The following is a 23,285-nucleotide window of genomic DNA, read 5'->3' on the forward strand; positions in this document are numbered from 1 at the left end:
CGAATTGGATCACATCTTATCGATGTAACGAGCCTCAATTATCAATTTTGTTGTTGTCAATCATCAATTCTGACGATCTATAAAATTATAAATAAAAGGGCTACTGGTTAGCATTTTAGATTGCAACAAAGCCAATATTGACGATAAGCTTAAAATAACTAGTTATCGACTCTTTCTAATTCTTTCATCCTTGTTTACACTGCCTGCATAAATAGAAATTCAACTAATTTTGTAGGCAGTTATGACTGTGTTATCGCCTGTAAAAACGATATTTTTGTCCTTTGTATTAAGTGTATTTTTTAGGCGCTGTTGTAGCTAATTGTTGTCTATACTCAATAGTGAGATTAACTTATTGAAGGTATTGGTAATCAATACTAAATCATTTGTAAGTAAGCTTAACCGGATAACGAAACAACGTTCCTCGATGACTCCAGCGCAAAGAGAGATAGTTCATCAGTCAATTCAAGCCCTAGAGGCTGAAATCAGTACCGATGAAATTATTCAGCCTCTTTTTGACCTATCCCCACAATGCCCTCATTGCGAATCCTCTCAATTGAAAAAGTGGGGGAAATCAGGTGCGATACAGAGATACCGCTGTAAAGGTTGTCATAAAACCTTTAACAACAAGACTAAGACACCATTCGCTCGATTACATAAATCTCATCTGTGGGAAGATTATGCGCGTTGTATGCAATTAAAATTACCCCTAAGAGAAGCTGCCGAGGTTTGTGGTATTAACCTTAAAACGGCTTTCTTATGGCGACATCGTTTTCTGGTTGCTCAAGCGGGTAAAAATGACGATAAGCTATCGGGAATTATTGAAGTTGATGAGTTTTTTCTAGCTTACTCAGAAAAAGGTTCGAACACTTTAGCGGAGCAACGTCAGCCCAGAAAACGAGGGGGCGGCATCGATAAACGAACCAAGGATGGTCAAGTTGCCGTTCTTTTATCGATAGATCGCAGCAACCATATGATTAACCCTATGTTAGCCGCTGATACAACGGCAGAAATAGCAGCGAATTTAGCTGAAAATATCACTGAACACTCGGTATTATACCAATTGCATTAAGTAAGTGATCTTGTTGTGCGTAGAGAAAATCAGCTAAAACAAGGCGCTCGATTGACTAATAGCTGGCTATTAGGATTGAGAGCAACGCCATTTTAGTTAATTTTAACAAGTACAAGTGGGCAAATATTTAATGCAATTGGTATTATGCAGCGATGGTTGTTGGTCCTATGTGGCAATTGCCAAACAAAAACATGGTGACCATAAGCGGTTAATCAACGGTGAAATCAGAGTAATAGATGAGGTGTACAATATCCAAACAGTGAATTGCGCGATAGCTAACTTTAAAGGCTGGATTAACGGAAAAATGAAAGGTGTGGCAACGACGTATTTATCTAATTATCTTGCGTGGTTCAGGGAAAGCAACGCAAAGGTAGATAAACAGCAAATATTAGTCGCGGCTTACGGGTGACAACAGTATTTTGGAACAGCGCCGTTTTTTAACACTCGATAACGGACATTTAATCATAAAAATAGTCCGCGCATTCGCGCTAGATCAATGGTTATTACAAGACGCGTCGTATAGCATTAATAGGCTGTTTTAAGTCAGCTTCCTTCATAATTGGCAACCATCATGAGTTTATTGTTTATTTTCACTATGCCAATTAAAAGTGAATGATAGCAGTATCCTCCGACATATCTCAATTCTAATTGCACGTTAAATAATCGCCTCAAAAATCACAATGTAAGTAAGTTAATGTATTTAAATGATAATTAATAAAGGTATGTCGGCACTTGTTAGACGAAAATACTATAGCGATTAAAGATTACTCACCGCTTCAATTAACTGATTATTTAGATCCAAATTAGTCATCTTGCCTTCTTTGAAATTGTCATAAAAACTTGGAATAGACAAGGATGCTTTAACATCAGCCGCAAAAAATGGGGCACTGTCCGTCGCTTGCTTAAGTACATTCACTGCGCCTGACGGGCCAGGTGAAGTCGCTAATAAAATCATCGGCTTATTTTGGAATATTTCGCGATTATAACGTGAAGTCCAATCGAAAATATTCTTATAAGCCGCACTGTATGAACCGTTATGCTCAGCAAAGCCAATGATAATAGCATCGGCACTACCCAGTTTGACATAAAACTCAATGGCTAAGGGGTGATGGCCAATTTCTTTCTCGCGATCTTCGCTAAAAATGGGCATTTCAAAATCATTGAGATCTAATACCTCAATTGACGCGTCGTTGACTAATGTCGCTGTATAGTGGGCAAGTTGTTTGTTGATAGATACTGAACTGTTACTTGCTGCAAAGGCGATAATTTTCATAATATGTTCCCGTCTGTTTGAATACTAACGATGATTCAAATAATTGTTTGATATGGATAGGATGACTTTAACCTACTTTAAATTAGTAATTAATAACCTTAATGTGTCTTTATTGTTTCCAAATGAATCTTAATCTTTTCGTTAGTAACCCTCGGTTATCTGATTCTTATCTCCTAATTTCATGTTTTTAATAACTTAGTTTATGATGTAGTCATAATTTTATATGGCCAATGAACGATGAAAAAACAATCTATGCTGTCGATATTTTCCAATACCCTATATAGCCTCGCTATGTTGATAAGCGCGTTGTTGATTACCTGGGGAATATTGAGTACTGCAGATTTTTTCTATCCAACGTTTTATCAATGGTTAGATATTGGTCAAACGATTAGTGAGTTTGGTCCCCAAAACCGTTATAAGGACGGGTTTGAAACCACCATAATGGCACAGCATGTAGAGTATTTTTCACAAATCGTTACCGCGATTAACAATGGTGGAGATGGCTTAGCGCAGATTTCATATCCCTATCTAGGTCAGCCAATCGCACTATTAAGAGAAGCGGAAGTTCGGCACCTCCAGGATGTTGCCAATTTAATGTCAAAATTATTTATAGGCGGTGGCACTGTGTTTACTGGCCTGTTAATTGTCATTGGATTGAAGATCAAAAGAGGCCGTCAATTCTCAAGTATCAAAGCACAATTGGTGCAGTTAATCGGTTTTGTTATCGTGCTTTTGATTACCTGTTGGGCAATTGGTTTTAAAACAGTATTTTATTGGTTTCATGAAGTTGCCTTTCCAACTGAAAACGACTGGTTTTTTTATTATCAGGATTCACTCATGACAACAATGATGAAAGCACCAACGCTATTCGCCCCAATTAGCGCTGCGATGGTGATTCTATGTTGCATCGTATTTGTGGTTCTCAATTGGTTGGTCTCCATCTTAAATAGTCGTATCAATGAATCTTTGCTACCCGCTGGTTAATTTGACTTATCAATTGTTAAATTGACTAGACTCAACTATCGTTAAAGAAACTTATCCAGTATAATGTATTGTTTTTAAACGGTATAACTAATTGGCCTGTTGATTGCTTTAACGTGGCAACATTACATCAAAATACTAAATGGAATACTAAAAATGAAAAAATTAGCCCTTGCTGTAGCCGTTAGCTCTCTTTTGTTAAATGGTTGTGTCATTGCCGTTGGTGCACATGAATATAATCACAAAGATTTAAATGAATCCAAGCAACAACTTACGTTAGACGATGCGAAATCATTAAAAGGACTCGATGTTCATGCGGGTCGTGGCAGCCTAAAAATTGTTGGTGATAACACTGTTTCGTCAATAACAGTTGATGCGGTTATTGGTAGTGAAAACGGTAAAGATTACGAGTTTTCTCTGGAGCGCAGCGGCTCAACGGCACAATTAATTGCTAAGACCGACGGCCGTATGTTTGACAATAGCCACGCTTATTTAGATTTAGTTGTTCGCGTACCAAGTCATTTAAATCTAGACGTAAATGATGGTAGCGGCGATATGAATATTTCTAATATTGCTGGTGATTTATCGGTTAATGATGGCAGTGGCAGCATGTATATTTCACAAATTGGTGGTGAACTTGATGTGAATGACGGTAGTGGTGACATTGAAGTAAAAAATATCGGTAAAGATGTTTCAATCAACGATGGCAGTGGCAGCATCGATTTAACTAAGACTGGTGGTTCATTAACCATCAACGACGGAAGTGGTGACATTGAAGCATTTCATGTTAGCGGTAATGTGAAAGTTAGTGATGGCAGTGGCAGTGTCCACGTAGATGATGTAACAGGTGATGTGCGTGTTGATGATGGCAGTGGTGATATTGATGTCAATCGTATTAGCGGCCATGTTTCTATTTCTGATGGTAGCGGCAGCATTAACGTAACTGATGCTGGCAGCCTAACCATTAAGGAAGCGGGGAGCGGTGGTGTGAACACCAGCAATATTCGCGGTAAAATATCAATGTAACTCTGGGTTACCTAACTTAATTAGAAGCCAGTATCGATATAAATGAAAACGCCAGTCAATTGACTTAATGCCATTCGGTTAAGCTTTCTTAGGCTTATATCTCAATGGATACCGAGATGGAATGTAAAGCACCGAACGTGAAAACGTTCGGTGCTTTCTCTTGTCGGCCAGGATAAAATGTTTCACATCTTTCCTCATCAGTTGTAGTTTCTTTGGTATCGTCCCGTTCGATGATAACGCTAGCGCTCTTATTTGAGTATCAATGATGAAAATTGCGGCGGTGAAACTAATCCTTGTCGGAGAAACATCGGCTTCTTTAGCGATGGCCGCCATTTCCAGTCGAATAAGGTTATAGCCTAACAACACGCCCCAAAGTTCTTGTCTAACCCCTTGTGGAAAACGACTTCTCAAGGTTATTTCATTATTTAATTGGCTCGATTTTAATTCTCCAAAACCTTGCTCTATTTCCCATCGTTCCCAATAATACCAATTGCATTAAATATTTGCCCACTTGTACTTGTTAAAATTAACTAAAATGGCGTTGCTCTCAATCCTAATAGACAGCTATTAGTCAATCGAGCGCCTTGTTTTAGCTGATTTTCTCTACGCACAACAAGATCACTTACTTAATGCAATTGGTATAACTCTTGAGTGAACATATAAAAAATCCCCAAATCTTAACAAAGACTGGGGATTATGATCTATCTACAAGATCGTTCAAGTTCTCTTAAACGATCGGCATTGAGTCAATTGACTGGCGTTTTTTTACATGTTTGTGTAATTGCAAGGAAATCTAGTGGCCTTTACTCAACGCAGCTGGTCGACGAGGATCTGACGCACCGTAAACGCCATTTTCCGTAGGCATAATCGTTTGGGTACTACCCATCGAGGATTTAAGCTTAATGGTGTGTCCTTTAGCTTTTAATAAATCAAGAGTATCTTTGCTAAACCCTTCTTCAATACGTAGCTCATCTGGCCACCATTGATGGTGAAAACGCGGCATCGCGCTAGCGGTTGCGATATTCATTTCATGATCTAAAACGTTCATGATTAATTGCAACGTGGTGGTAATAATACGTGATCCACCTGGGCTGCCAGTCACTAAATGCGCTTTACCATCTTTTAATACGATAGTTGGTGTCATTGAACTCAGTGGACGCTTATAGGGTTGCACTGAATTTGCTTCACCGCCAAGTAATCCGAAGCCGTTTGGTGTGCCAGGTTTCGCTGAAAAATCATCCATTTCGTTGTTCAACAAAATACCTGTGCCTTTGGCGACGAGGCCTGCACCATAACTAAAGTTAAGCGTGTAGGTATTCGATACAGCATTGCCCCATCTATCGACGACTGAATAATGAGTCGTTTCGTTACTTTCGTAAGGGAGTTTCTTCGCAGGAGACACCTCTGAGCTTGGTGTTGCTTTTTTCATGTCGATTTGCGCGGCGATTTCTCGTCCGTAGGTTTTACTGCCCAGTGCTGCCATTGGTACTTTGTGGAAGTCTGGGTCGCCTAAATAGTGGCTACGATCGGCGTAAGCTCGGCGCATAACTTCAGTCATTACATGAACGGTATCAGCGCTATTGTGTCCCATATCCTTTATCGGAAACTGCTCTAACGCGTTAAGCATTTGTACGATATGTACACCACCAGAAGAAGGTGGCGGCATAGACACAACTTCATAACCACGATAAGTCCCAGTCACTGGTTTACGTTCGACAACTTTATAGTTAGCTAAATCATCAACCGTCATAATACCACCGGCATTAATGACCGCTGCGCTAATCTTTTTTGCTGTTTCGCCGTGATAGAAGCCTTTGATACCATGCTTTTTAATGAGCTCTAAACTATGAGCGAGTGATTTTTGATACAGCACTTCACCCGGTAGGTAGTTACCGCCATCTGATTTATAGAAAATCGCTTGCGTGCTTGGCCAGTGACTTAATCGGCGGTTCATTGCTGCAAGTGAATTAGCAAGATCTGGCGATACTTTGATGCCGTCACGCGCTAATTTTATTGCAGGCTCAATGACTTGTTTTGTGCTCATGGTGCCGTATTTTTTGAGGGCGTGTTGCATGCCCATGACAGTGCCAGGAATACCTACGGCAAGGCCGTGAAAGCGCGATAGGCGGGCATTGGCATTGCCTTCTTCATCGAGATACATATCACGATGGGCTTTATTTGGTGCCATTTCACGATAATCAATGGCAATCGTACGTTTCTCATCGGCTAAATACACCAACATAAATCCGCCGCCGCCGATATTACCAGCGCGCGGTAGCGTAACGGCTAGGGCATAGCCAACTGCAACAGCAGCATCTACTGCATTGCCGCCTTGTTTTAATATGTCTACGCCTATTTGCGTAGCAAGCGCTTCTTGAGATGCCACCATACCATTCTCTGACCAGACAGGATGATGGATTGCAAATCGTGAAAAGATCGCTGTTTCTTTTTGAGGATTGATTCTTTTTGGCTGCTCTGCAAACGAGCTGACAGACACCATTGACATCAGTGAAAATGAGACAATTACAGCTTTCTTAAGAGAAAAATGTCTGCTGGAAAACTTATTTTTTATCATAGGGATAAATCCAAGTATTTGACTATATTAATTGCGAGACACGTTATCATTTTATTGTTACTGGATAAAGACATCAGCAGTCTCTTTAGACTAAAAACTTAATTAACGCTTGAAAACATTGATTCCTTGCTCTTATACTAGCGCCTGTTTTCAGCATCTGCTGAATGACAATCTTGTCGGAGTGCCACTGGCTGAGACCGCAAATGCGGGATCCGTAGAACCTGATCAGGCTAATACCTGCGAAGGGAAACAAGAGCAAAAAGTTGAATGGTTTCAATAATTAAATAGTGACGTTATGCGCCCGACGTGTAATCTATTTTTGATGTATTATTGCATCTTTATTTTGACCTACCACCATTGCATCTCTTGTAGTTTCTCCTGACAAGCATTACTCCCATAATTATAAAAGGTGATGTTTGCATGGCTAGAATAGATAGACAAAAAGCGCAGCAATTTATAGAAGAAATTTGCGGCCAACCCTTTCCTAACTCTCAAAAAGTATACGTAGAAGGCTCTCGCCCCGATGTAAAAGTTGGCATGCGCGAAATTTCGTTGGCTGATTCGCTCATTGGCGGCGGTAAAGACGAACCTGTATTTGAACCCAATGAACCTCTGTATGTTTATGATACTTCAGGGCCTTACAGTGAAGACGATGTAGACATTGATTTACGACGCGGATTAGGAAAATTTCGTCGTGACTGGATCTTAGAACGTGATGATACTGAAGAATTAAGTGAAGTTACGTCAAGTTTTACGCAACAGCGAATGGCGGATGAAGGCTTAGACCATCTTCGTTTTGAAGAGTTACCCAAGCCACGTCGCGCTAAGGCTGGCCAATGTGTTACTCAAAAGCATTATGCGATGCAAGGTATTGTCACGCCCGAGATGGAATATATTGCAATTCGTGAGAATCAGCAACGTCAAAAAACACGAGATGCCGTGTTGTTAGCACAGCACAAAGGCGAAAGTTTTGGCGCGAGTATTCCTGAAGATATTACGCCAGAATTTGTACGTGATGAAGTGGCACGTGGTCGCGCTATTATTCCAAATAATATTAATCATCCCGAATCAGAGCCGATGATTATTGGCCGTAACTTTCTTGTTAAAGTTAACGCAAATATTGGCAACTCGTCAGTAACCTCATCTATCGAAGAAGAAGTAGAAAAGCTGGTGTGGTCAACACGCTGGGGGGCAGATACGGTGATGGATTTGTCTACAGGTCGCTATATTCATGAAACCCGTGAATGGATAGTACGGAACTCGCCAGTACCAATTGGCACTGTACCTATTTACCAAGCACTTGAGAAAGTAAATGGCGTGGCACAAGACTTAACGTGGGAAGTATTCCGCGACACGCTTATCGAGCAGGCGGAGCAGGGAGTTGATTACTTTACCATCCATGCTGGTGTCTTATTACGCTATGTGCCGATGACGGCTAAACGCGTTACAGGCATCGTAAGTCGTGGTGGGTCTATCATGGCAAAATGGTGTTTGTCTCATCATAAAGAAAGCTTTCTATATACGCACTTTAGAGAGATTTGTGAGTTATGCGCGCAATACGATGTTAGTTTGTCTCTTGGTGATGGGATGCGCCCGGGTTCGGTTGCTGACGCTAATGATGAAGCGCAATTTGCGGAACTAGAAACCTTAGGCGAGTTGACACAAGTTGCGTGGGAATATGACGTTCAGGTTATTATTGAAGGCCCTGGTCATATCCCAATGCACATGATCAAAGAAAACATGGAAAAGCAGCTGGAAGTGTGTGACGAAGCGCCGTTTTATACGTTAGGCCCGCTGACGACTGACATTGCGCCAGGTTACGATCACTTTACCTCTGGTATTGGTGCAGGCATGATTGGTTGGTACGGCTGTGCCATGCTGTGTTATGTGACACCCAAAGAGCACCTTGGTTTACCGAACAAAGAAGATGTCAAAGAAGGTTTAATTACTTATAAAATTGCGGCCCATGCCGCCGATTTGGCAAAAGGTCATCCCGGCGCTCAAATTCGCGACAATGCGATGTCAAAAGCGCGCTTTGAGTTTAGATGGCATGACCAATTTAACATTGGTTTAGATCCCCAACGTGCACGTGAATATCACGATGAAACCTTACCGCAAGACTCTGGCAAAGTGGCTCACTTTTGTTCAATGTGTGGGCCAAAATTCTGTTCGATGAAAATATCTCAAGAAGTGAGAGATTACGCGGCAGAGCAAGAAACCATAAAGATTCAACTGGTGGGCGAAACACTCGAAATTGACGCTGAAATGGCCAAGAAATCTGCTGAATTTAATGAGCAAGGTAGCGAGATTTATAAGTTAGCAAAAGAGGTTAACTAGTGAATAACTGCCAGCCTCATCATCCATCGCCCATTGTGTGGGCGATTGGTGGTGTTGATCCTACAGGGCTTGCTGGTATTAGTGCCGATAACCGCGCTGTTGCGGTTAGCGGTGCCTACTGCGTGAATATTGTCACTTGCGTGACAGCGCAAAATTCAAATGCTTTTTATAGCCTAAATAACACTAAAACTGCGTTGTTAGATCAGCAATGGCAGGCGTTAATGGAGCAGTGCCCGCCACAAGTCATCAAGATTGGGCTTTTGGCTAATAGTACTCAAGTCACATGGTTGGCGGATAAGTTAGCATCGCTTCGCCAATTCAACCCTACGCTGTGGGTGATATACGATCCAGTCATACGAGCATCATCAGATGCTGCGCCGATTTTACGGTCGATGCTTGAGGCAATTACTACCGAGTTACTACCACAGGTGGATTTGCTAACCCCGAATCTTCATGAAGCAATGAGATTGAGTGGTGAGTTGCCCAAATGTCAAGAAAACCTCAGCGATTATTGTCAACAACTTGCTGACAAGTTTTCTTGTCAGGTTTATCTCAAAGGTGGCCATATTAGCGATGTTTTTGCGAACGAATCAGGTGTCACAGATTTCTATGCAAGAGCGCTTTCTAGTCAACGAAGTGAATACATTGCAGAGCCTGCAAAAAGTTTCGTGTTAACACCAATCAAAACACAACATGCACATCGACGTGGTAGTGGTTGTATTTTAGCAAGCTTAATTGCAGGCTATGTCGCCAATGACTATCGCTTTTGTGATGCCATTGTGTTGAGTTGTGGCGTGATGAGAAAAGCGTACCGGACGGCAGGCGCCTTAGGTAATTCAGCTGGAGGTGCTATTAGCTTAACCGCTGATATTAGTATTGATGATTTACCAGAGATCAAGGTATTTAACGCCATGGTATTTAAAGCGCTGAGTCGTTTTGAAAGCGCATTTGCGCCGTGTCCACTTGATTTAGGTCTCTATCCTGTCGTTGATACCATTGAATGGTTAACGCGTCTTCTCAAACAAGGGGTTAAAACTATTCAGCTGCGTGCTAAAGATTTAACGCCAAGCGATGCTGAGCCGCTCATTATTGAAGCAATTCGTCTTGGCAAAGCATATAACGCTCGTGTGTTTATTAATGATTATTGGCAGTTGGCCGTTAAGCACCAAGCATACGGTGTTCACCTAGGGCAAGAAGACATGGCTGTTGCAGATCTAAACGCAATTAACATGGCAGGCGTGCGACTAGGTTTAAGTACTCACGGTGTTTTTGAAGCCTTGTGGGCCAAACAATTTATGCCGAGCTATATTGCGTTGGGGCATATTTTTGCAACCCAGACAAAGGATATGCCGTCCAAGCCACAAGGGATTGCTAAGTTATTAACTCAAGTACGCCTCTTTGATGGTGTAATGCCTGTTACGGCGATTGGCGGCATTAGCGCTCAGCGAGTACAAGGGGTCGTCGATACAAAAATATCGAGTGTTGCTTTAGTGACGGCTATTACCAAGGCGTGTGATCCGGAGCAAGTTACCCAGCAGTTAATAGAGCTCATTGGGGTAGGGGCCGCACATGAATGACCGTTTTAGCACAACAGAGCTGCGTGTAAGCGAATTTGAACGATATTCCCGTCAAATCATGCTTGATGGCTGGGGTGAACAAGGGCAGTTGCAACTCAAAAACTCTCGGGTGGTGATCATTGGTTGTGGCGGGCTAGGCAATGTCGTTGCAACTTATCTCGCTGGCGCAGGTGTAGGCACGATGAGCCTCATCGATGGTGATGACGTTGAATTGTCGAACCTGCCACGCCAAATAGCATTTGATAGAGATAGTTGTGGGCTCAATAAAGCGGATGAATTGACGCAGCGATTATTTAGCCAAAATGATGACATTGATATTCATGTTAATCCGCTTTTTTTGGATGTCGATAATGTCGATGAGTTACTTCAAGAGCATGATCTTGTCATTGACTGTTCCGATAATTTTGAAACTCGGCGGCTGATTAACCAGTGGTGCGTCACCAATAAATTAGCCTTGCTAAGTGCCAGCGTTATTGGTTGGCAAGGGCAGGCATTGCTGGTTTTGCCAAATTCTGAATATGGCTGCTACCAATGTCTATTTGATGTCACGAGTACACAAGAGAATTCTTGTCAGAGTATGGGCGTTAATCCCGCAATGGTTGGTGTAATAGGCAGCTACCAAGCAAATGAAGCACTGCGTTTTCTGCTTAAGTTACCAAGCAAACTGTCATCTCATGTAAGTCTAATCGATGGTGTCCATTTTTCGATAAACCAGTTTTTGCGCACTGGAAATCCCAATTGTGAAGTCTGTGCAAATATGAAGGAGCCCAATAATGACTAATCAACTAATTCACGTGACCGTTAATCAAGATCAGCAATTAGCGATAGCGGCTGATAATAATCGTCTAAATGAGGTGATTTCTCAGATTAATGTCGACACTGCAACACTGGCAATTGCAGTAAACAACGCCATAGTGCCACGAGGGCAGTGGTCAGAGTTTATGCTCAACGATGGCGATCGGATCAATGTATTTGGTGCAATCGCTGGTGGATAAAAAATAGTAGGTCATGGCAATAAAATTGAGTGAGGAAAAATGACAACAACAGATGTATTAACCATAGGTGATAAGACATTTTCATCGCGTCTTTTTACAGGTACCGGTAAATTTTCTAGCAGTGAAATGATGATGGCGTCGCTTAAAGCCTCTCAAAGTGAATTGGTGACTATGGCGCTAAAGCGTGTTGATATCGCAGATAAAACGGACGATATCTTAGCACCCTTAGTGCAGGCTGGTTTTAATCTATTACCTAATACCTCCGGAGCAAAAAATGCAGAAGATGCGATTTTTGCCGCACAATTAACTCGTGAAGCATTAGGCACTAATTGGGTGAAGTTAGAAATACATCCTGATCCTAAGTACCTCATGCCTGATCCGATAGAAACACTTAAAGCGGCGGAAGTACTGGCCAATGACGGCTTTATTGTTTTACCTTATATGCATGCCGATCCCGTTTTAGCGAAGCGCTTAGAAGAAGTCGGCTGTGCCGCCGTCATGCCGCTTGGCTCGCCAATTGGCTCTAACAAAGGATTAGCATCGCGAGCGTTTCTAGAAATCATTATTGAGCAAGCCAATGTGCCAGTGGTGATAGATGCTGGGATCGGCGCGCCATCAGATGCTGCACTAGCGATGGAATTGGGTGCTGATGCTGTACTTGTCAATACCGCGATGGCGGTTTCACACCAACCAATAGCGATGGCTAAAGCGTTTGCACAAGCGGTTCAAGCAGGGCGCAGTGCGTTCTTGGCTGGGCTTGCACCCAAAGCACAACATGCAATCGCTACAAGTCCATTGACAGGTTTCTTAGACTAATGAGCAATTATCAAGTTAGCGAACAGTCATTTAGCCAGCATGTAAAAATGGATGAATGGCAGCAAATGGCCTGCGAGATAAAGTCTATTGATGATAACGCTGTTGTTCAAGCATTAGCTAAATCAAAGGCTGATCAGCGTTTGTCGCTAAATGATTTTAAAGCCCTTATCTCTCCAGCGGCAGCGCCCTACTTAGAACATATGGCGGCTGAGAGTCAGCGACTGACTCAGCAGCGTTTTGGCAAAACAATTCAGCTATTTGTGCCGTTGTATTTATCAAATATGTGTTCGAATATTTGTACTTACTGTGGTTTTAGTATGGAAAATAAAATTCGCCGTACTACCTTAAACCTCAAGCAAATACGTCAAGAAGCACAAGCCATTAGAGCGAAAGGCTTTGAACATATACTAATTGTGACAGGAGAGTCTGAGCGCAAAGTTGGGATCGAGTATTTTGAATCGGCCTTAGCAGTACTCAAAGAATACTTTAGTCATATTGCGATGGAAGTTCAGCCACTTAAAGAACAAGAGTATCGCCGTTTACACGAGCTAGGTGTTGAATCTATTTTGGTTTACCAAGAAACCTATCACCGTGAGAAATACGCGAAATATCACCTAAAGGGCAAGAAGTCAGACTTTGATTATCGTCTACAAGCGCCAGAACGTGTCGGGCGAGCCGGCATTAATAAAGTCGGCTTAGGCTGCTTACTGGGATTAGAAGATTGGCGAACGGATGCATTTTATGTTGCAAAGCAACTTCGCTTCTTAGAAAAGCAGTTTTGGAGTATGAAGTTTTCATTAGCTTTTCCACGCCTGCGCCCTTGCGAAGGCGGTGGCGATATTAATTCACCGATGAATGAACGAGAGTTAGTGCAGCTAATATGTGCTTATCGTATCTTTAATCAACAAGTAGAATTATCACTTTCTACTCGGGAATCCGCTGTCTTTCGCAATAACATGGTGGCGCTTGGTATCACGACGATGAGTGCGGAATCGAAAACACAACCCGGCGGTTACGCTAATGACGATAAATCATTGGAGCAGTTTAGTATTGATGATACTCGCAGTGTAGATGTTGTAGCGCAGATGATTACTGACAAGGGGTATCAGGTTGTTTGGAAAGACTGGCAGCAGGGATTGATTACGGCATAATCGGCTAAAAAAGGAGCTTTACGCTCCCTTTAATTGCTTAAGATGTTTTATAGAATCATGGCCGCAGCGCTGCCAAATATGATTAGTGGAATATTGTAATGCAGGAAAGTTGGCACGACAGTATCCCAAATATGATCGTGTTGACCATCGACATTTAAACCTGAGGTCGGGCCAAGTGTCGAATCGGATGCTGGTGAACCCGCATCACCTAAGGCAGCTGCTGTGCCCACTAATGCTGCCGTTCCAAGAATGGAAAATCCAAATGACAAACAAAGCGGAACATAGATAGCGGCGATAATTGGAATGGTGGAAAATGATGAACCAATGCCCATGGTAATTAATAATCCAATCACTAACATCACAAGGGCCGCAAGCAATTTGTTATCGCCAATGACCGACGAAAAACCACTCACTAATGATTCAATGTCGCCTGTTGCCTTCATGACCGTTGCAAAGCCCGCCGCTGAAATCATAATAAAGCCGATGGTTCCCATCATTTTTACACCGCTGGTAAAAATATCTTGGGTTTCGCTAGGCTTAAAAACGCCGCCGATGGCAAAGATAATTAAACCAACAATTGAACCGGCGATGATGGAGTTGCTGTAGCGCTGAATAACCAATGCTGCCAGCATGGCAACGAGTGCTGCAATAATATAACGCGGATTGAAATCCAAGGTTTGCTGACTCGCATCAACTTCATGTGAGATATACTTTCGTGGCTTGCGATAGGTAATAAATAACGCCACTAATAACCCTAACAGCATACCGCCTACCGGAATCGCCATCACAAATGGGATTTGCGATGCCGTTATTTCAAGCCCATTGTTGGTTAAGTTTTTGAGTAATAATTCAATGAGGAAAACCTGACCAAACCCATAAGGGAGCAACATGTAAGTACCGGTTAAACCGAAGGTTAACGTACAAGCAATTGCGCGTCGGTCAAGGTTAAACTGGTTAAATATCCCTAATAGTGCAGGAATTAAAATAGGAATAAAGGCGATGTGTACCGGCACGATATTTTGAGAGCTTATCGCCGCTAACAAAATAATACTAAATAGAATAGCTTTTACCATGGTATGTGAGCCATCAGTTTTACGACCAATAAGCGCAATAATTTTGTTGGCCAATAGGTCAGTTATTCCAGAACGACTAATCGCTACTGCAAATGCTCCTAACATGGCGTAATCAAGAGCGATCGGCGCGCCGCCACCTAAACCTGATTTGAAGACGTTTATGGTTTCTAACATTGGTATTCCACTATACAAACCACCGACAATTGCACTGATAATTAGCGCGAAAACTACGTTAATTCGACATAGTGAAAGTATTAGCATTAGAAGTACAGCTAAGACAACAGCATTCATTTCGATTCCTTTATTGTTTTTATTTTCATCGCGTTAGGTCGAGCTTCAATATAACGTGTAATGAATCTTTTAGAAACCACCGTGTTGATAGAAGTGTCTGAGTCATATTGGTTAAATTCACTGATTGTTGGCATATTATGTCAATAAATTGAATCTTAATATAATATTACTATTTTAAAACAGTTACTTACGATTTGGTTCTTTCTTTGCAATACACGAGTACTAGCAACAGTTGACTAGTGGTTGAATTTTCAAGGAGACAACATGAGTTTATTACGATTAATTTTAAATGTGGCTTGGTTCTTATGTGGCGGCGTCATCATGAGTTTGTTATGGGCGTTTGTCGGTATCATTGCCTGTATCAGTATTGTCGGGATCCCGTTTGCGCGTTCATGTTTCGTAATAGCGCGATTAGCACTTTGGCCATTTGGTCACGACATTGAAAATCGCGAGTATTTAACACGGCGTGAGGACATCGGAACTGGGTCTTTAGGCGTCGTGGGTAATGTTGTGTGGTTCGTACTTTTTGGCTGGTGGTTAAGCTTAGGGCATTTAATTCACGCGGTATGTTGTTTTGTGACAATCATTGGTATTCCGTTTGGTATTGTTCATCTAAAACTTGCGATGCTAAGTTTTGCACCGATTGGGCAAACCGTGGTTCCTGTTAGGTAAAGGATGAAATTTCTCAATAAAGGTACTGTCACAGTGCCTTTTTCTTGTGTTAGCATCTATTTAAACACTTGTTTAAGTGAGAGGCTGTATGACAGAAATCATTGTTCGGGGTTATCATTTGGATGGCTATTAACACGTTAATAACGCGCGTTATCTGCAATTCTTAGAAGAAGCTCGACGGGAGTGTATGACCAGCGATATTGAAACGTTAGTTAAACTCTACGCTGGATTTGTAGTAGCAAATATAAATATTAATTACCGCGCGCCAGCGTTATTGCATCAACACTTAGTGGTTGAGACGCAAATCAGTAAAATTGGCAACAACAGTGGTATCGTGTCGCAGGTGATTCGTTGTAAAGAAACGGGTAATACAGTGACTGATGCGCAAACAACATTTGTTTTATTTGATATGAAAAAAAATAAGGTAATGGCAATTGAAGTGGAGCGACGCGACTGCTTGGAATCTTGTCAACAACGATTATCTGCGTAACTACATGCTCCTCTTGGTAAAAAAGAGCTCGGTACTAGTCCTGTACCGAGCTTAGGGGAATCACTTATATTAGCCTAGCTTATATATTCTAAAGTGGGACTAATATTTTGGTGATTAGCACCGCTTTCTTTAAAGTCGTACGTGGTCATTAACAAGGTGGCGCGGTAACTTGTTCTTTATCTTATTGTTAACCCATTTACCAAGCCCAACCGGGATCCCCTGATAACCAAGAATAACTTCACCTTTTTGTTTGGTTGGATTGTCTATCAACAAGTCTTGGCCTTTAAGAAAGGCTGCATATTGCTCTCTGGTTAGGTCAACTGATACCTTTCCCCAGATGGTGATAGCGTCATGATTAATGGTGTGATGTTTTTTGCCAAGTGCTATTACCTTAACCCCATGGCGTGCAAATCGCATTTTGTCTGTGAGCTGCTGTGAACCCGTCGGAAATGCCCATATTTCATCATCACGCTGATAAAGGTTATCGCTAAAGTCCGCCGTTCTAAGCAGTGGTTCTAGCGTTTCCAATATATTTGTTTGTTGCTTTTTAGATAACACGCCAAACGGAAATTTACTTTTAAATGAGGGCTGATTTGAGCAGCTTGTGGCTGATGCTTTGGTAAATTTGGCAACAAAAAATCCTTCGCTGTTGTAAATTTGCGGCCAAATATGGAGGTAGCCTTCATCGGTGACTGATTTTTCAGCCCCTTCAAATAAGTTATGTAATGAAACCGCGCTTGCGTTGTTTGGAAATTCTGATAATAGCCATTCACAAACGCCTTGGTTTTCAAGACCATTAAGTGCACACGTAGAGTAAACCAATTCGCCACCTGGCTTGAGCGCCATAAACGCAGATTTGATCAAGGCCTTTTGCAATGTGGTGATCTCATCAAGGTGTTCAATCGACCAGTTTTTAAATGCGTCACTGTCCTTTCGAACTGTGCCTTCACCACTACAAGGGGCATCGAGCAAGATAGCGTCAAATTGGTTTTCTAAGTAATCGCCATGAACACTGCCATCGAAATGACTAATTAGCGTATTGCTTATGCCTAATCGCTGGAGATTGGCATGCAATGCTTTGACTCGGCTTGATGAGAATTCGTTAGCAACTAATAAGCCGCGGTTTTTCATTAAGGTAGCGATTTGTGTCGTTTTTGAACCAGGGGCTGCGGCTAAATCTAAAACAAAGTCAGGAGCTTGTTCTATATTTTCAAATAACGCCGTTGGTGGCAGCATTGAACTTGCTTCCTGAATGTAGAACAAGCCAGCTAAGTGTTCTGGTAATTTACCTGGCGCGGTTGCATCATTATTTAACGCTATCCAGTAACCATCTTTACACCACGTTATTGGTGTAAATGTCCAACCTAAAGGCGTCATTAATGATATAAAGTCGTCATGACTTATCTTTAACGTATTAATACGAATACTAAATCGTAGCGGCTGCTGACAGTAGTGAATTAAATCTTCGACAGATAAATGATCCGGTAAAGTGTCTTTGATTAAATCAATAAACGCGTCAGGAATTTGGATATTGTTGGATGTCATGTGTGTGGCCTATGTCAATTCGGCGGCTATTGTAACTAAATCTCCTTGTGAGGTATATGTTCAAACGTTGCCGTTGTACTTCCTATTTTTGTGTATTTGCTGTTAAATACGTCAATAGTTACGGCTTAGTCAGGTAAAGACTCTTTTCATTTAATCCAACTAAGGTATAGTAGCGTGCAATTCGCTTTATAATTAATTAGAGAAAGATTTTTGAACACAGATTATTCCCTCGTTGCTCGTCAGATTGAAGCATTGACAGACGGCGAGTTTGACGCCATTGCAGTACTATCTAATGTGTCTGCAATTCTTAATCAGTCACTTGATAATATTAATTGGGTTGGTTTTTATTTTTTAAAAGATAATCAATTAGTATTAGGCCCTTTCCAAGGTAAAGTTGCCTGTTATCGTATACCGTTAGATAAGGGTGTGTGCGGTAAAGCAATCTCGACAAATATTGTTCAACGTATTGATGATGTTCATGCATTTCCTGGGCACATTGCGTGTGATAATGCATCTGAATCAGAAATTGTATTTCCATTAATCGTTAACGGCAAAGCAATTGGTGTGCTTGATATTGATAGCCCGTCACTTGCAAGATTTACTGAACAAGATGAAGCTGGACTCACTTTGTGTGTTGAGGCGTTAGTCGCCCATCTTGCTCAATGCGATCTTGAATTTATTGCAAAATAGGAAAATAATTAATGATGTACGATAGAGTTGATATTCACCAATACCTCTTTGACGCTAGTGAAGTTGGCGAATGGGAAGGTGAAGAAGAATTGGCTGCGGAAAACATTAATAGAATTTACCATCATTTATTTAGTGTCATTGATGAATCGATTGACCTTGATCTCTTTGAACAAATGATTGATGCGGTATGGCCATACTGGCAATACCAACCTGGACTTTTGGAAGTGGACGATGAACTTGTCGTACACTTTGTAACATTTTTAATTGAAGAATTTGAAGTAAACTCGGAAGAATAAATGACTACTACAGTTAAACTAACAGACAATAAGGCAATCATTGCAATGCTGGCAGAAACATTTCCAGCATGTTTTAGTATCAAAGGCGAAGCAAAGCCTTTAAAAATTGGCTTATTTCAAGAGCTTAGTGAGCGTTTGGCAGAAGACGAACGTGTGAGCAAAACTCAACTTCGTGGTGCTATTCGTCATTATACGACGAGTTGGAGATACCTACGTTGTATTAAAGCCGGCGCGAAACGTGTTGATTTAGATGGCGTTGAAGGTGATGAGCTAGAGCACGAACATATTGACCATGCTGCCCAGACACTGGCACAGTCACAAGAGAAAGCTAAGCAACGTGAAGCAGCAAAGAAAGCTGCTAACCCAGAAAAAGCTAAAAAGCCTAAGCCTGCTGCTCGTGCTAAACAAGCAAGTAAAGTACGTTCAAGCAAGCCAGCGGCTAAAGTATTGACGGGTGATAAAGTTGAAGATATTAACACGCTAAAAATTGACCAATCAGTATTGGTTAACGTAGCAAAAGCGCCAATGAGCGGAACTATTGTTGATATCACTAAGTCAGACGTTAAAGTAGCTTTAGCATCAGGTATGGTCATTAAAGTAAACGTTGACCAAATCTTGACTAAGTCGTAATAATTAAAATTTAATTTAGCAAGGAGATTTTATATGCTAAACCGTATAACGTTAGGAATTATTCCATTAGTGTTAGCTGGACAGGCAATAGCCTTAGACAGTAAATATAAGATGGATGAAATTCCTGAGTTAGCGCCAGAGCCACAACATAAAGTCTCCACTACACGCTTAACCGGGTTATTTACTCGCACTCACTTCAAGACCTTTGAACTTAATGATCAATTTTCGTCAAAGATTGCAAAGCGTTATGTTGAAAATCTTGATTTCAACAAATCGCTGTTTACGCAAGCAGACATCGATGGCTTCAATAAGTTAAACGCTAATATTGATGATATGCTCAATGCCGGTGATGTATCAGCCATTTACAGTATTTATTCATTGCACATGAATCGTCGATTTGAACGTTACCAATATGCGTTGTCGTTGCTAGATAAGCCGATGAATTTTACGGTTGCTGATGATTATGTATACGATCGTGAAGATGCAAATTGGGCGAAGGACACCAAGGAACTTGATGAGTTATGGCGTCAGCGTGTTAAATATGATGCGCTAAACCTTAAACTTGCTGGTAAAGAATGGCCGGAAATTCAAGAAGTATTAGGTAAACGCTATAACAACGCTTTAAAACGCATTACTCAAACTAAGAGTGAAGATGTTTATCAAGTGTTTATGAATTCGTTTGCACGTGCTATTGATCCTCACACGAGTTATTTATCACCTCGTAATGCTGAGCGTTTCCAAGTAGAGATGAGTTTATCTCTCGAAGGGATTGGCGCCATGCTGCGCGCGGAAGATGATTACACCATTATTACTGAGCTTGTTCCTGGCGGCCCTGCTGACAAAAGTGAACAACTTGGTCCTGACGACAAAATCGTTGGTGTCGGACAAGGCGATGAAGAGATTGTTGATGTTGTTGGCTGGCGTTTAGATGATGTCGTCGATTTAATTAAGGGCCCAAAAGGGTCGACGGTTAAATTAGAAATAGTCTCTGGTAATGTTGGTGGACTTGATAATTCACGTATTGTTTCTATTGAGCGTGACAAAGTTAAACTTGAAGATCGTCAAGCAAAATTAGAAATCATTGAGTCTGAGCTGCCTGAGTACAAAGGTCGCCGCCTAGCAGTAATTGATATCCCGAGTTTCTACGTTAATCTCACACGTGATGTTAAAAAGCTCATTTTAGAAGCTAAAGAAAAGAATGTTGAAGGCTTAGTTATTGATCTTCGAAATAACGGTGGTGGTTCATTGCCTGAAGCGATGGCATTAAGCGGGTTATTCATCGAGCAAGGCCCAGTTGTTCAGGTAAAAAACGGTGAAAACCGTGTCGATGTTAAATATGATCCTGATAACACCACCTTCTATGATGGAAAGGTGTCAGTATTAGTTAATCGTTATAGTGCTTCGGCATCTGAAATTTTCGCAGCAGCGCTGCAAGATTATGGACGTGCGCTTGTACTGGGTGAGCAAACATTTGGTAAGGGCACCGTGCAGCAGCATCGCGGACTTAGCCGAATTTATGATTATTATAAAAAGCCAATTGGCTATATCACTTATACGATTCAAAAATTCTATCGTATCAACGGTGGCAGTACGCAGAATAAAGGTGTCACACCAGATATCTTGTTCCCAACACCGATAATTGCCGATGAATTTGGTGAGGTAGTTGCAGACAACACGTTACCTTGGGACAGCATTCCAAAGGCGCGTTACAAAGTGTTAGGTGAAGTTAGCCCATCTAGCTTCAAACCGTTAACAGCAAAGCATTTATCACGTATCGCTAATGAGCAAGAGTTTGTTTTCATGGATGAAGATATTGCACGTTATAAAGCCGATAAAGATAAAGTCAGTGTAAGTTTAGTGGAAATCGTTCGCAAAGCTGAACGTGAAGACGGAGAGAAACGTTCGTTAACTCGCGCTAATTTGCGCCGACAAGCACAGGGCTTAAAGCCAGTTAAAACACTTGATGATCTGCCAAAGAAAGCACCTGCACTTGATCCATACCTTGATGAAGCGGCAAATGTTACCTTTGACTATATTGATTTGGGTAAAATAGCGAAACGTTAATTTGCTAACCAATGATACTAAAGGCCGATTATAGCGGCCTTTTTACGTAGATAACCTTGTTAATCAACAACTGTTGACGACACAATGACGGTTTAGTGGTTCGACTATTCTAATACCGTACATTGTGTTCAACCGAAAATTGATGATATAACTTTCTTTTCATCTGCCTACTTACACTAATCATTAAATAAAGTATAAGTAGAGAATAACAATAAGAATTGGATATTTATGAATTCACAGATCAAACGACCGTCACTATTGGACGCATTTTCGCCAGTATTACTGATGGTGACACTCTTAGGTGGTGCAGTAATTTACTTTGGTGATTCGTCGTCATCGGGGGCAAACCAAATTGCATTACTGTTAAGTGCTGGCTTAGCCGCAATTATTGGCATAAAAAATGGCTTTAAATGGGATGATATCGAAGCAGGTATTATTAAAGGCATTAGTTTATCAATGACGGCGATTTTAATTCTATTGGCCGTTGGCTCGTTGATTGGTACATGGTTACTTTCCGGCACTGTACCAACCATGATTTATTATGGTTTACAAATCCTTTCACCATCATTTTTCTATGCGGCGACTTGTATTATTTGTGCGATAGTCGCGATTAGTATTGGTAGTAGTTGGACGGTAGCGGCAACTATTGGTGTCGCCTTAATGGGGGTCGCTGGTGGATTAGGTGTTTCGCTGCCTATTACCGCTGGTGCAATCATTTCAGGTGCCTATTTTGGTGATAAAATGTCACCATTATCCGATACGACAAACTTGGCACCAGCTGTTGCTGGTACCGATTTGTTTACGCATATTCGCCACATGGCGTGGACATCATTTCCAAGTTTTGTTTTCGCGCTTGTGGTTTTTATCATCTTAGGTATGACGGAAACAAATAGTGCAGAAGCGACACGTATTGCGCAATTAAGTGAAGGCTTAACCAGCAAATATACCATTGCATGGTATTTAATTATTCCACTGCTTGTCACCTTAACATTGGCGTTAAAGAAAGTTGCTGCATTTCCAGCGGTATTTATTGGCGCTTTGGTTGGCGGCCTATGGGCAGTATTGTTTCAACAGGAATTAATTATTGAGCTGGCGGGTGAAGGCCTTGATGGCTTTGGTGCGAATGTAACAGTCATTTGGACAGCTATGTTTGACGGCGTTTCAGTCGATACTGGTGATGCTGCACTCAATGACTTGTTGTCTGGCGGCGGTATGTCATCAATGTTGACGACGATTTGGTTGATTATTACGGCAATGGTATTTGGCGCAGTGATGGAACATGTTGGTTTGTTAAAGCGTGTTGTTGATTTATTAGTTGGCTTTGCACAATCAGCGTCTTCATTAATCATTACAACGATAGTGACGGCATTTGGTAGTAACCTGTTAACGGCGGATCAGTATATTTCCGTTGTTATGCCGGGTCGTATGTTCAAAGATGAATATGAAAAACGTGGTCTTGCGCCAGAGAATCTATCTCGTGCGTTAGAAGATGGCGGCACTGTAACGTCTGCGCTTGTTCCTTGGAATACTTGTGGTGCGTATATGCAATCTGTATTGCTAGTTAGCCCGTTAGAATATGCAGTGTTCTGTGTATTTAACTGGGCAAGCCCAATTTTCGGTGTAATTTTTGCGCTGTTAGGCTTTAAAGTGAAAAAGTTGGTCTCTAAAGAAGAGCCTCAATTTAACTAAGTACAAATTTTTGATATAAAAGCCTGAGTTTCTCAGGCTTTTTTT

At 41.4% G+C, this 23,285-nt stretch carries 18 protein-coding genes, 4 pseudogenes and 1 riboswitch; of the genes and pseudogenes, 17 read left to right on the forward strand and 5 right to left on the reverse strand.

All coding sequences use genetic code 11. The features are described 5' to 3' along the window. Positions 1 to 367: 367 nt before the first annotated feature. A pseudogene (locus ACMAZF_RS08255) lies at positions 368 to 1,054 on the forward strand (IS1595 family transposase); the annotation flags it as partial. Between the two features lie 154 nt (positions 1,055 to 1,208). Further along, positions 1,209 to 1,478, forward strand: a pseudogene (locus ACMAZF_RS08260) (IS1595 family transposase); the annotation flags it as partial. Positions 1,479 to 1,826: 348 nt separating this feature from the next. On the opposite strand, the gene ACMAZF_RS08265 reads toward ACMAZF_RS08260, so the two are convergent. Beyond that, positions 1,827 to 2,342, reverse strand: a complete 516-nt coding sequence (locus tag ACMAZF_RS08265) for an NADPH-dependent FMN reductase (protein ID WP_435276896.1) — start codon at positions 2,340 to 2,342, stop codon at positions 1,827 to 1,829. A 237-nt stretch (positions 2,343 to 2,579) separates the two neighbouring features. Here ACMAZF_RS08265 and ACMAZF_RS08270 point away from each other — a divergent pair, with 237 nt between their 5' ends. Continuing rightward, a complete protein-coding gene (locus tag ACMAZF_RS08270) occupies positions 2,580 to 3,326 on the forward strand; it encodes a DUF1461 domain-containing protein (RefSeq protein WP_435276897.1) in 747 nt (248 codons plus the stop codon). Positions 3,327 to 3,479: 153 nt separating this feature from the next. Next, positions 3,480 to 4,349 (forward strand): hypothetical protein, encoded by an 870-nt coding sequence (locus tag ACMAZF_RS08275; RefSeq protein WP_435276898.1) that lies wholly within the window; start codon positions 3,480 to 3,482, stop codon positions 4,347 to 4,349. A 78-nt stretch (positions 4,350 to 4,427) separates the two neighbouring features. Here ACMAZF_RS08275 and ACMAZF_RS08280 read toward each other — a convergent pair. Together ACMAZF_RS08280 and ggt are read right to left on the reverse strand one after the other, a co-directional pair. Continuing rightward, positions 4,428 to 4,832, reverse strand: a pseudogene (locus ACMAZF_RS08280) (transposase); the annotation flags it as partial. Positions 4,833 to 5,142: 310 nt separating this feature from the next. Beyond that, complete coding sequence (gene ggt / locus ACMAZF_RS08285; RefSeq protein WP_435277210.1) at positions 5,143 to 6,849, reverse strand: gamma-glutamyltransferase; 1,707 nt, start codon at positions 6,847 to 6,849, stop codon at positions 5,143 to 5,145. Between the two features lie 242 nt (positions 6,850 to 7,091). After that, positions 7,092 to 7,190, forward strand: a riboswitch (TPP riboswitch). Positions 7,191 to 7,344: 154 nt separating this feature from the next. On the opposite strand from ggt, the gene thiC reads away from it, so the two are divergent. The 6 genes from thiC to thiH are packed head-to-tail and all read left to right on the forward strand — an operon-like array spanning position 7,345 to position 13,800. Then, positions 7,345 to 9,261: a phosphomethylpyrimidine synthase ThiC gene (gene thiC / locus ACMAZF_RS08290; RefSeq protein WP_435276899.1), complete on the forward strand. Its 1,917-nt coding sequence runs from the start codon at positions 7,345 to 7,347 to the stop codon at positions 9,259 to 9,261. After that, positions 9,261 to 10,838, forward strand: a complete 1,578-nt coding sequence (gene thiE, locus ACMAZF_RS08295) for a thiamine phosphate synthase (RefSeq protein ID WP_435276900.1) — start codon at positions 9,261 to 9,263, stop codon at positions 10,836 to 10,838. Before thiC ends, thiE begins: the two co-directional genes overlap by 1 nt. After that, the gene (locus ACMAZF_RS08300) at positions 10,831 to 11,619 is read left to right on the forward strand and encodes a HesA/MoeB/ThiF family protein (protein WP_435276901.1); all 789 of its coding nucleotides are present in this window, start codon (positions 10,831 to 10,833) and stop codon (positions 11,617 to 11,619) included. Before thiE ends, ACMAZF_RS08300 begins: the two co-directional genes overlap by 8 nt. Beyond that, the gene (thiS, locus tag ACMAZF_RS08305) at positions 11,612 to 11,833 is read left to right on the forward strand and encodes a sulfur carrier protein ThiS (protein WP_435276902.1); all 222 of its coding nucleotides are present in this window, start codon (positions 11,612 to 11,614) and stop codon (positions 11,831 to 11,833) included. Before ACMAZF_RS08300 ends, thiS begins: the two co-directional genes overlap by 8 nt. 39 nt (positions 11,834 to 11,872) lie before the next feature. Beyond that, entirely contained in the window at positions 11,873 to 12,649 is a 777-nt protein-coding gene (locus tag ACMAZF_RS08310; RefSeq protein WP_435276903.1) for a thiazole synthase, read from the forward strand. Continuing rightward, complete coding sequence (thiH, locus tag ACMAZF_RS08315) at positions 12,649 to 13,800, forward strand: 2-iminoacetate synthase ThiH (protein ID WP_435276904.1); 1,152 nt, start codon at positions 12,649 to 12,651, stop codon at positions 13,798 to 13,800. The genes ACMAZF_RS08310 and thiH overlap by 1 nt, the downstream gene beginning before the upstream one ends. A gap of 47 nt (positions 13,801 to 13,847) precedes the next feature. Here thiH and ACMAZF_RS08320 read toward each other — a convergent pair whose 3' ends face one another. Beyond that, a complete protein-coding gene (locus ACMAZF_RS08320; RefSeq protein WP_435276905.1) occupies positions 13,848 to 15,164 on the reverse strand; it encodes a Na+/H+ antiporter family protein in 1,317 nt (438 codons plus the stop codon). Between the two features lie 264 nt (positions 15,165 to 15,428). Between ACMAZF_RS08320 and ACMAZF_RS08325 the strand changes: the two genes are divergently transcribed. Both ACMAZF_RS08325 and ACMAZF_RS08330 read left to right on the forward strand, forming a co-directional pair. Continuing rightward, entirely contained in the window at positions 15,429 to 15,836 is a 408-nt protein-coding gene (locus ACMAZF_RS08325) for a YccF domain-containing protein (protein WP_435276906.1), read from the forward strand. 145 nt (positions 15,837 to 15,981) lie between these two features. After that, positions 15,982 to 16,326: pseudogene (locus ACMAZF_RS08330) on the forward strand (acyl-CoA thioesterase); the annotation flags it as partial. A gap of 129 nt (positions 16,327 to 16,455) precedes the next feature. On the opposite strand, the gene rsmF reads toward ACMAZF_RS08330, so the two are convergent. Further along, positions 16,456 to 17,871 (reverse strand): 16S rRNA (cytosine(1407)-C(5))-methyltransferase RsmF, encoded by a 1,416-nt coding sequence (gene rsmF, locus ACMAZF_RS08335; RefSeq protein WP_435276907.1) that lies wholly within the window; start codon positions 17,869 to 17,871, stop codon positions 16,456 to 16,458. A 210-nt stretch (positions 17,872 to 18,081) separates the two neighbouring features. Between rsmF and ACMAZF_RS08340 the strand changes: the two genes are divergently transcribed. The 5 genes from ACMAZF_RS08340 (at position 18,082) to nhaC (ending at position 23,240) form a co-directional block, all read left to right on the forward strand. Further along, positions 18,082 to 18,561 carry a GAF domain-containing protein gene (locus ACMAZF_RS08340; RefSeq protein ID WP_435276908.1) on the forward strand — a complete coding sequence of 160 codons (480 nt, stop codon included), beginning with the start codon at positions 18,082 to 18,084 and terminating at the stop codon, positions 18,559 to 18,561. Positions 18,562 to 18,572: 11 nt separating this feature from the next. Beyond that, positions 18,573 to 18,857 (forward strand): hypothetical protein, encoded by a 285-nt coding sequence (locus ACMAZF_RS08345; protein ID WP_435276909.1) that lies wholly within the window; start codon positions 18,573 to 18,575, stop codon positions 18,855 to 18,857. Beyond that, a complete protein-coding gene (gene proQ / locus ACMAZF_RS08350; protein ID WP_435276910.1) occupies positions 18,858 to 19,487 on the forward strand; it encodes an RNA chaperone ProQ in 630 nt (209 codons plus the stop codon). Between the two features lie 33 nt (positions 19,488 to 19,520). Further along, positions 19,521 to 21,551: a carboxy terminal-processing peptidase gene (prc, locus tag ACMAZF_RS08355; protein WP_435276911.1), complete on the forward strand. Its 2,031-nt coding sequence runs from the start codon at positions 19,521 to 19,523 to the stop codon at positions 21,549 to 21,551. Positions 21,552 to 21,779: 228 nt separating this feature from the next. Continuing rightward, a complete protein-coding gene (gene nhaC / locus ACMAZF_RS08360) occupies positions 21,780 to 23,240 on the forward strand; it encodes a Na+/H+ antiporter NhaC (protein WP_435276912.1) in 1,461 nt (486 codons plus the stop codon). Positions 23,241 to 23,285: the final 45 nt, after the last annotated feature.

The organism is Psychrobium sp. nBUS_13 (assembly GCF_051201665.1).
Lineage (GTDB): Bacteria > Pseudomonadota > Gammaproteobacteria > Enterobacterales > Psychrobiaceae > Psychrobium.

Bases quoted from the DNA above. Each gene is read 5' to 3' on its own strand.
- ACMAZF_RS08265 (WP_435276896.1), bottom strand. From the start codon at position 2,342: ATGAAAATTATCGCCTTTGCAGCAAGTAACAGTTCAGTATCTATCAAC.
- ACMAZF_RS08270 (WP_435276897.1), top strand. From the start codon at position 2,580: ATGAAAAAACAATCTATGCTGTCGATATTTTCCAATACCCTATATAGC.
- ACMAZF_RS08275 (WP_435276898.1), top strand. From the start codon at position 3,480: ATGAAAAAATTAGCCCTTGCTGTAGCCGTTAGCTCTCTTTTGTTAAAT.
- ggt (WP_435277210.1), bottom strand. From the start codon at position 6,849: ATGGTGTCTGTCAGCTCGTTTGCAGAGCAGCCAAAAAGAATCAATCCT.
- thiC (WP_435276899.1), top strand. From the start codon at position 7,345: ATGGCTAGAATAGATAGACAAAAAGCGCAGCAATTTATAGAAGAAATT.
- ACMAZF_RS08300 (WP_435276901.1), top strand. From the start codon at position 10,831: ATGAATGACCGTTTTAGCACAACAGAGCTGCGTGTAAGCGAATTTGAA.
- thiS (WP_435276902.1), top strand. From the start codon at position 11,612: ATGACTAATCAACTAATTCACGTGACCGTTAATCAAGATCAGCAATTA.
- ACMAZF_RS08310 (WP_435276903.1), top strand. From the start codon at position 11,873: ATGACAACAACAGATGTATTAACCATAGGTGATAAGACATTTTCATCG.
- thiH (WP_435276904.1), top strand. From the start codon at position 12,649: ATGAGCAATTATCAAGTTAGCGAACAGTCATTTAGCCAGCATGTAAAA.
- ACMAZF_RS08320 (WP_435276905.1), bottom strand. From the start codon at position 15,164: ATGAATGCTGTTGTCTTAGCTGTACTTCTAATGCTAATACTTTCACTA.
- ACMAZF_RS08325 (WP_435276906.1), top strand. From the start codon at position 15,429: ATGAGTTTATTACGATTAATTTTAAATGTGGCTTGGTTCTTATGTGGC.
- rsmF (WP_435276907.1), bottom strand. From the start codon at position 17,871: ATGACATCCAACAATATCCAAATTCCTGACGCGTTTATTGATTTAATC.
- ACMAZF_RS08345 (WP_435276909.1), top strand. From the start codon at position 18,573: ATGATGTACGATAGAGTTGATATTCACCAATACCTCTTTGACGCTAGT.
- proQ (WP_435276910.1), top strand. From the start codon at position 18,858: ATGACTACTACAGTTAAACTAACAGACAATAAGGCAATCATTGCAATG.
- prc (WP_435276911.1), top strand. From the start codon at position 19,521: ATGCTAAACCGTATAACGTTAGGAATTATTCCATTAGTGTTAGCTGGA.
- nhaC (WP_435276912.1), top strand. From the start codon at position 21,780: ATGAATTCACAGATCAAACGACCGTCACTATTGGACGCATTTTCGCCA.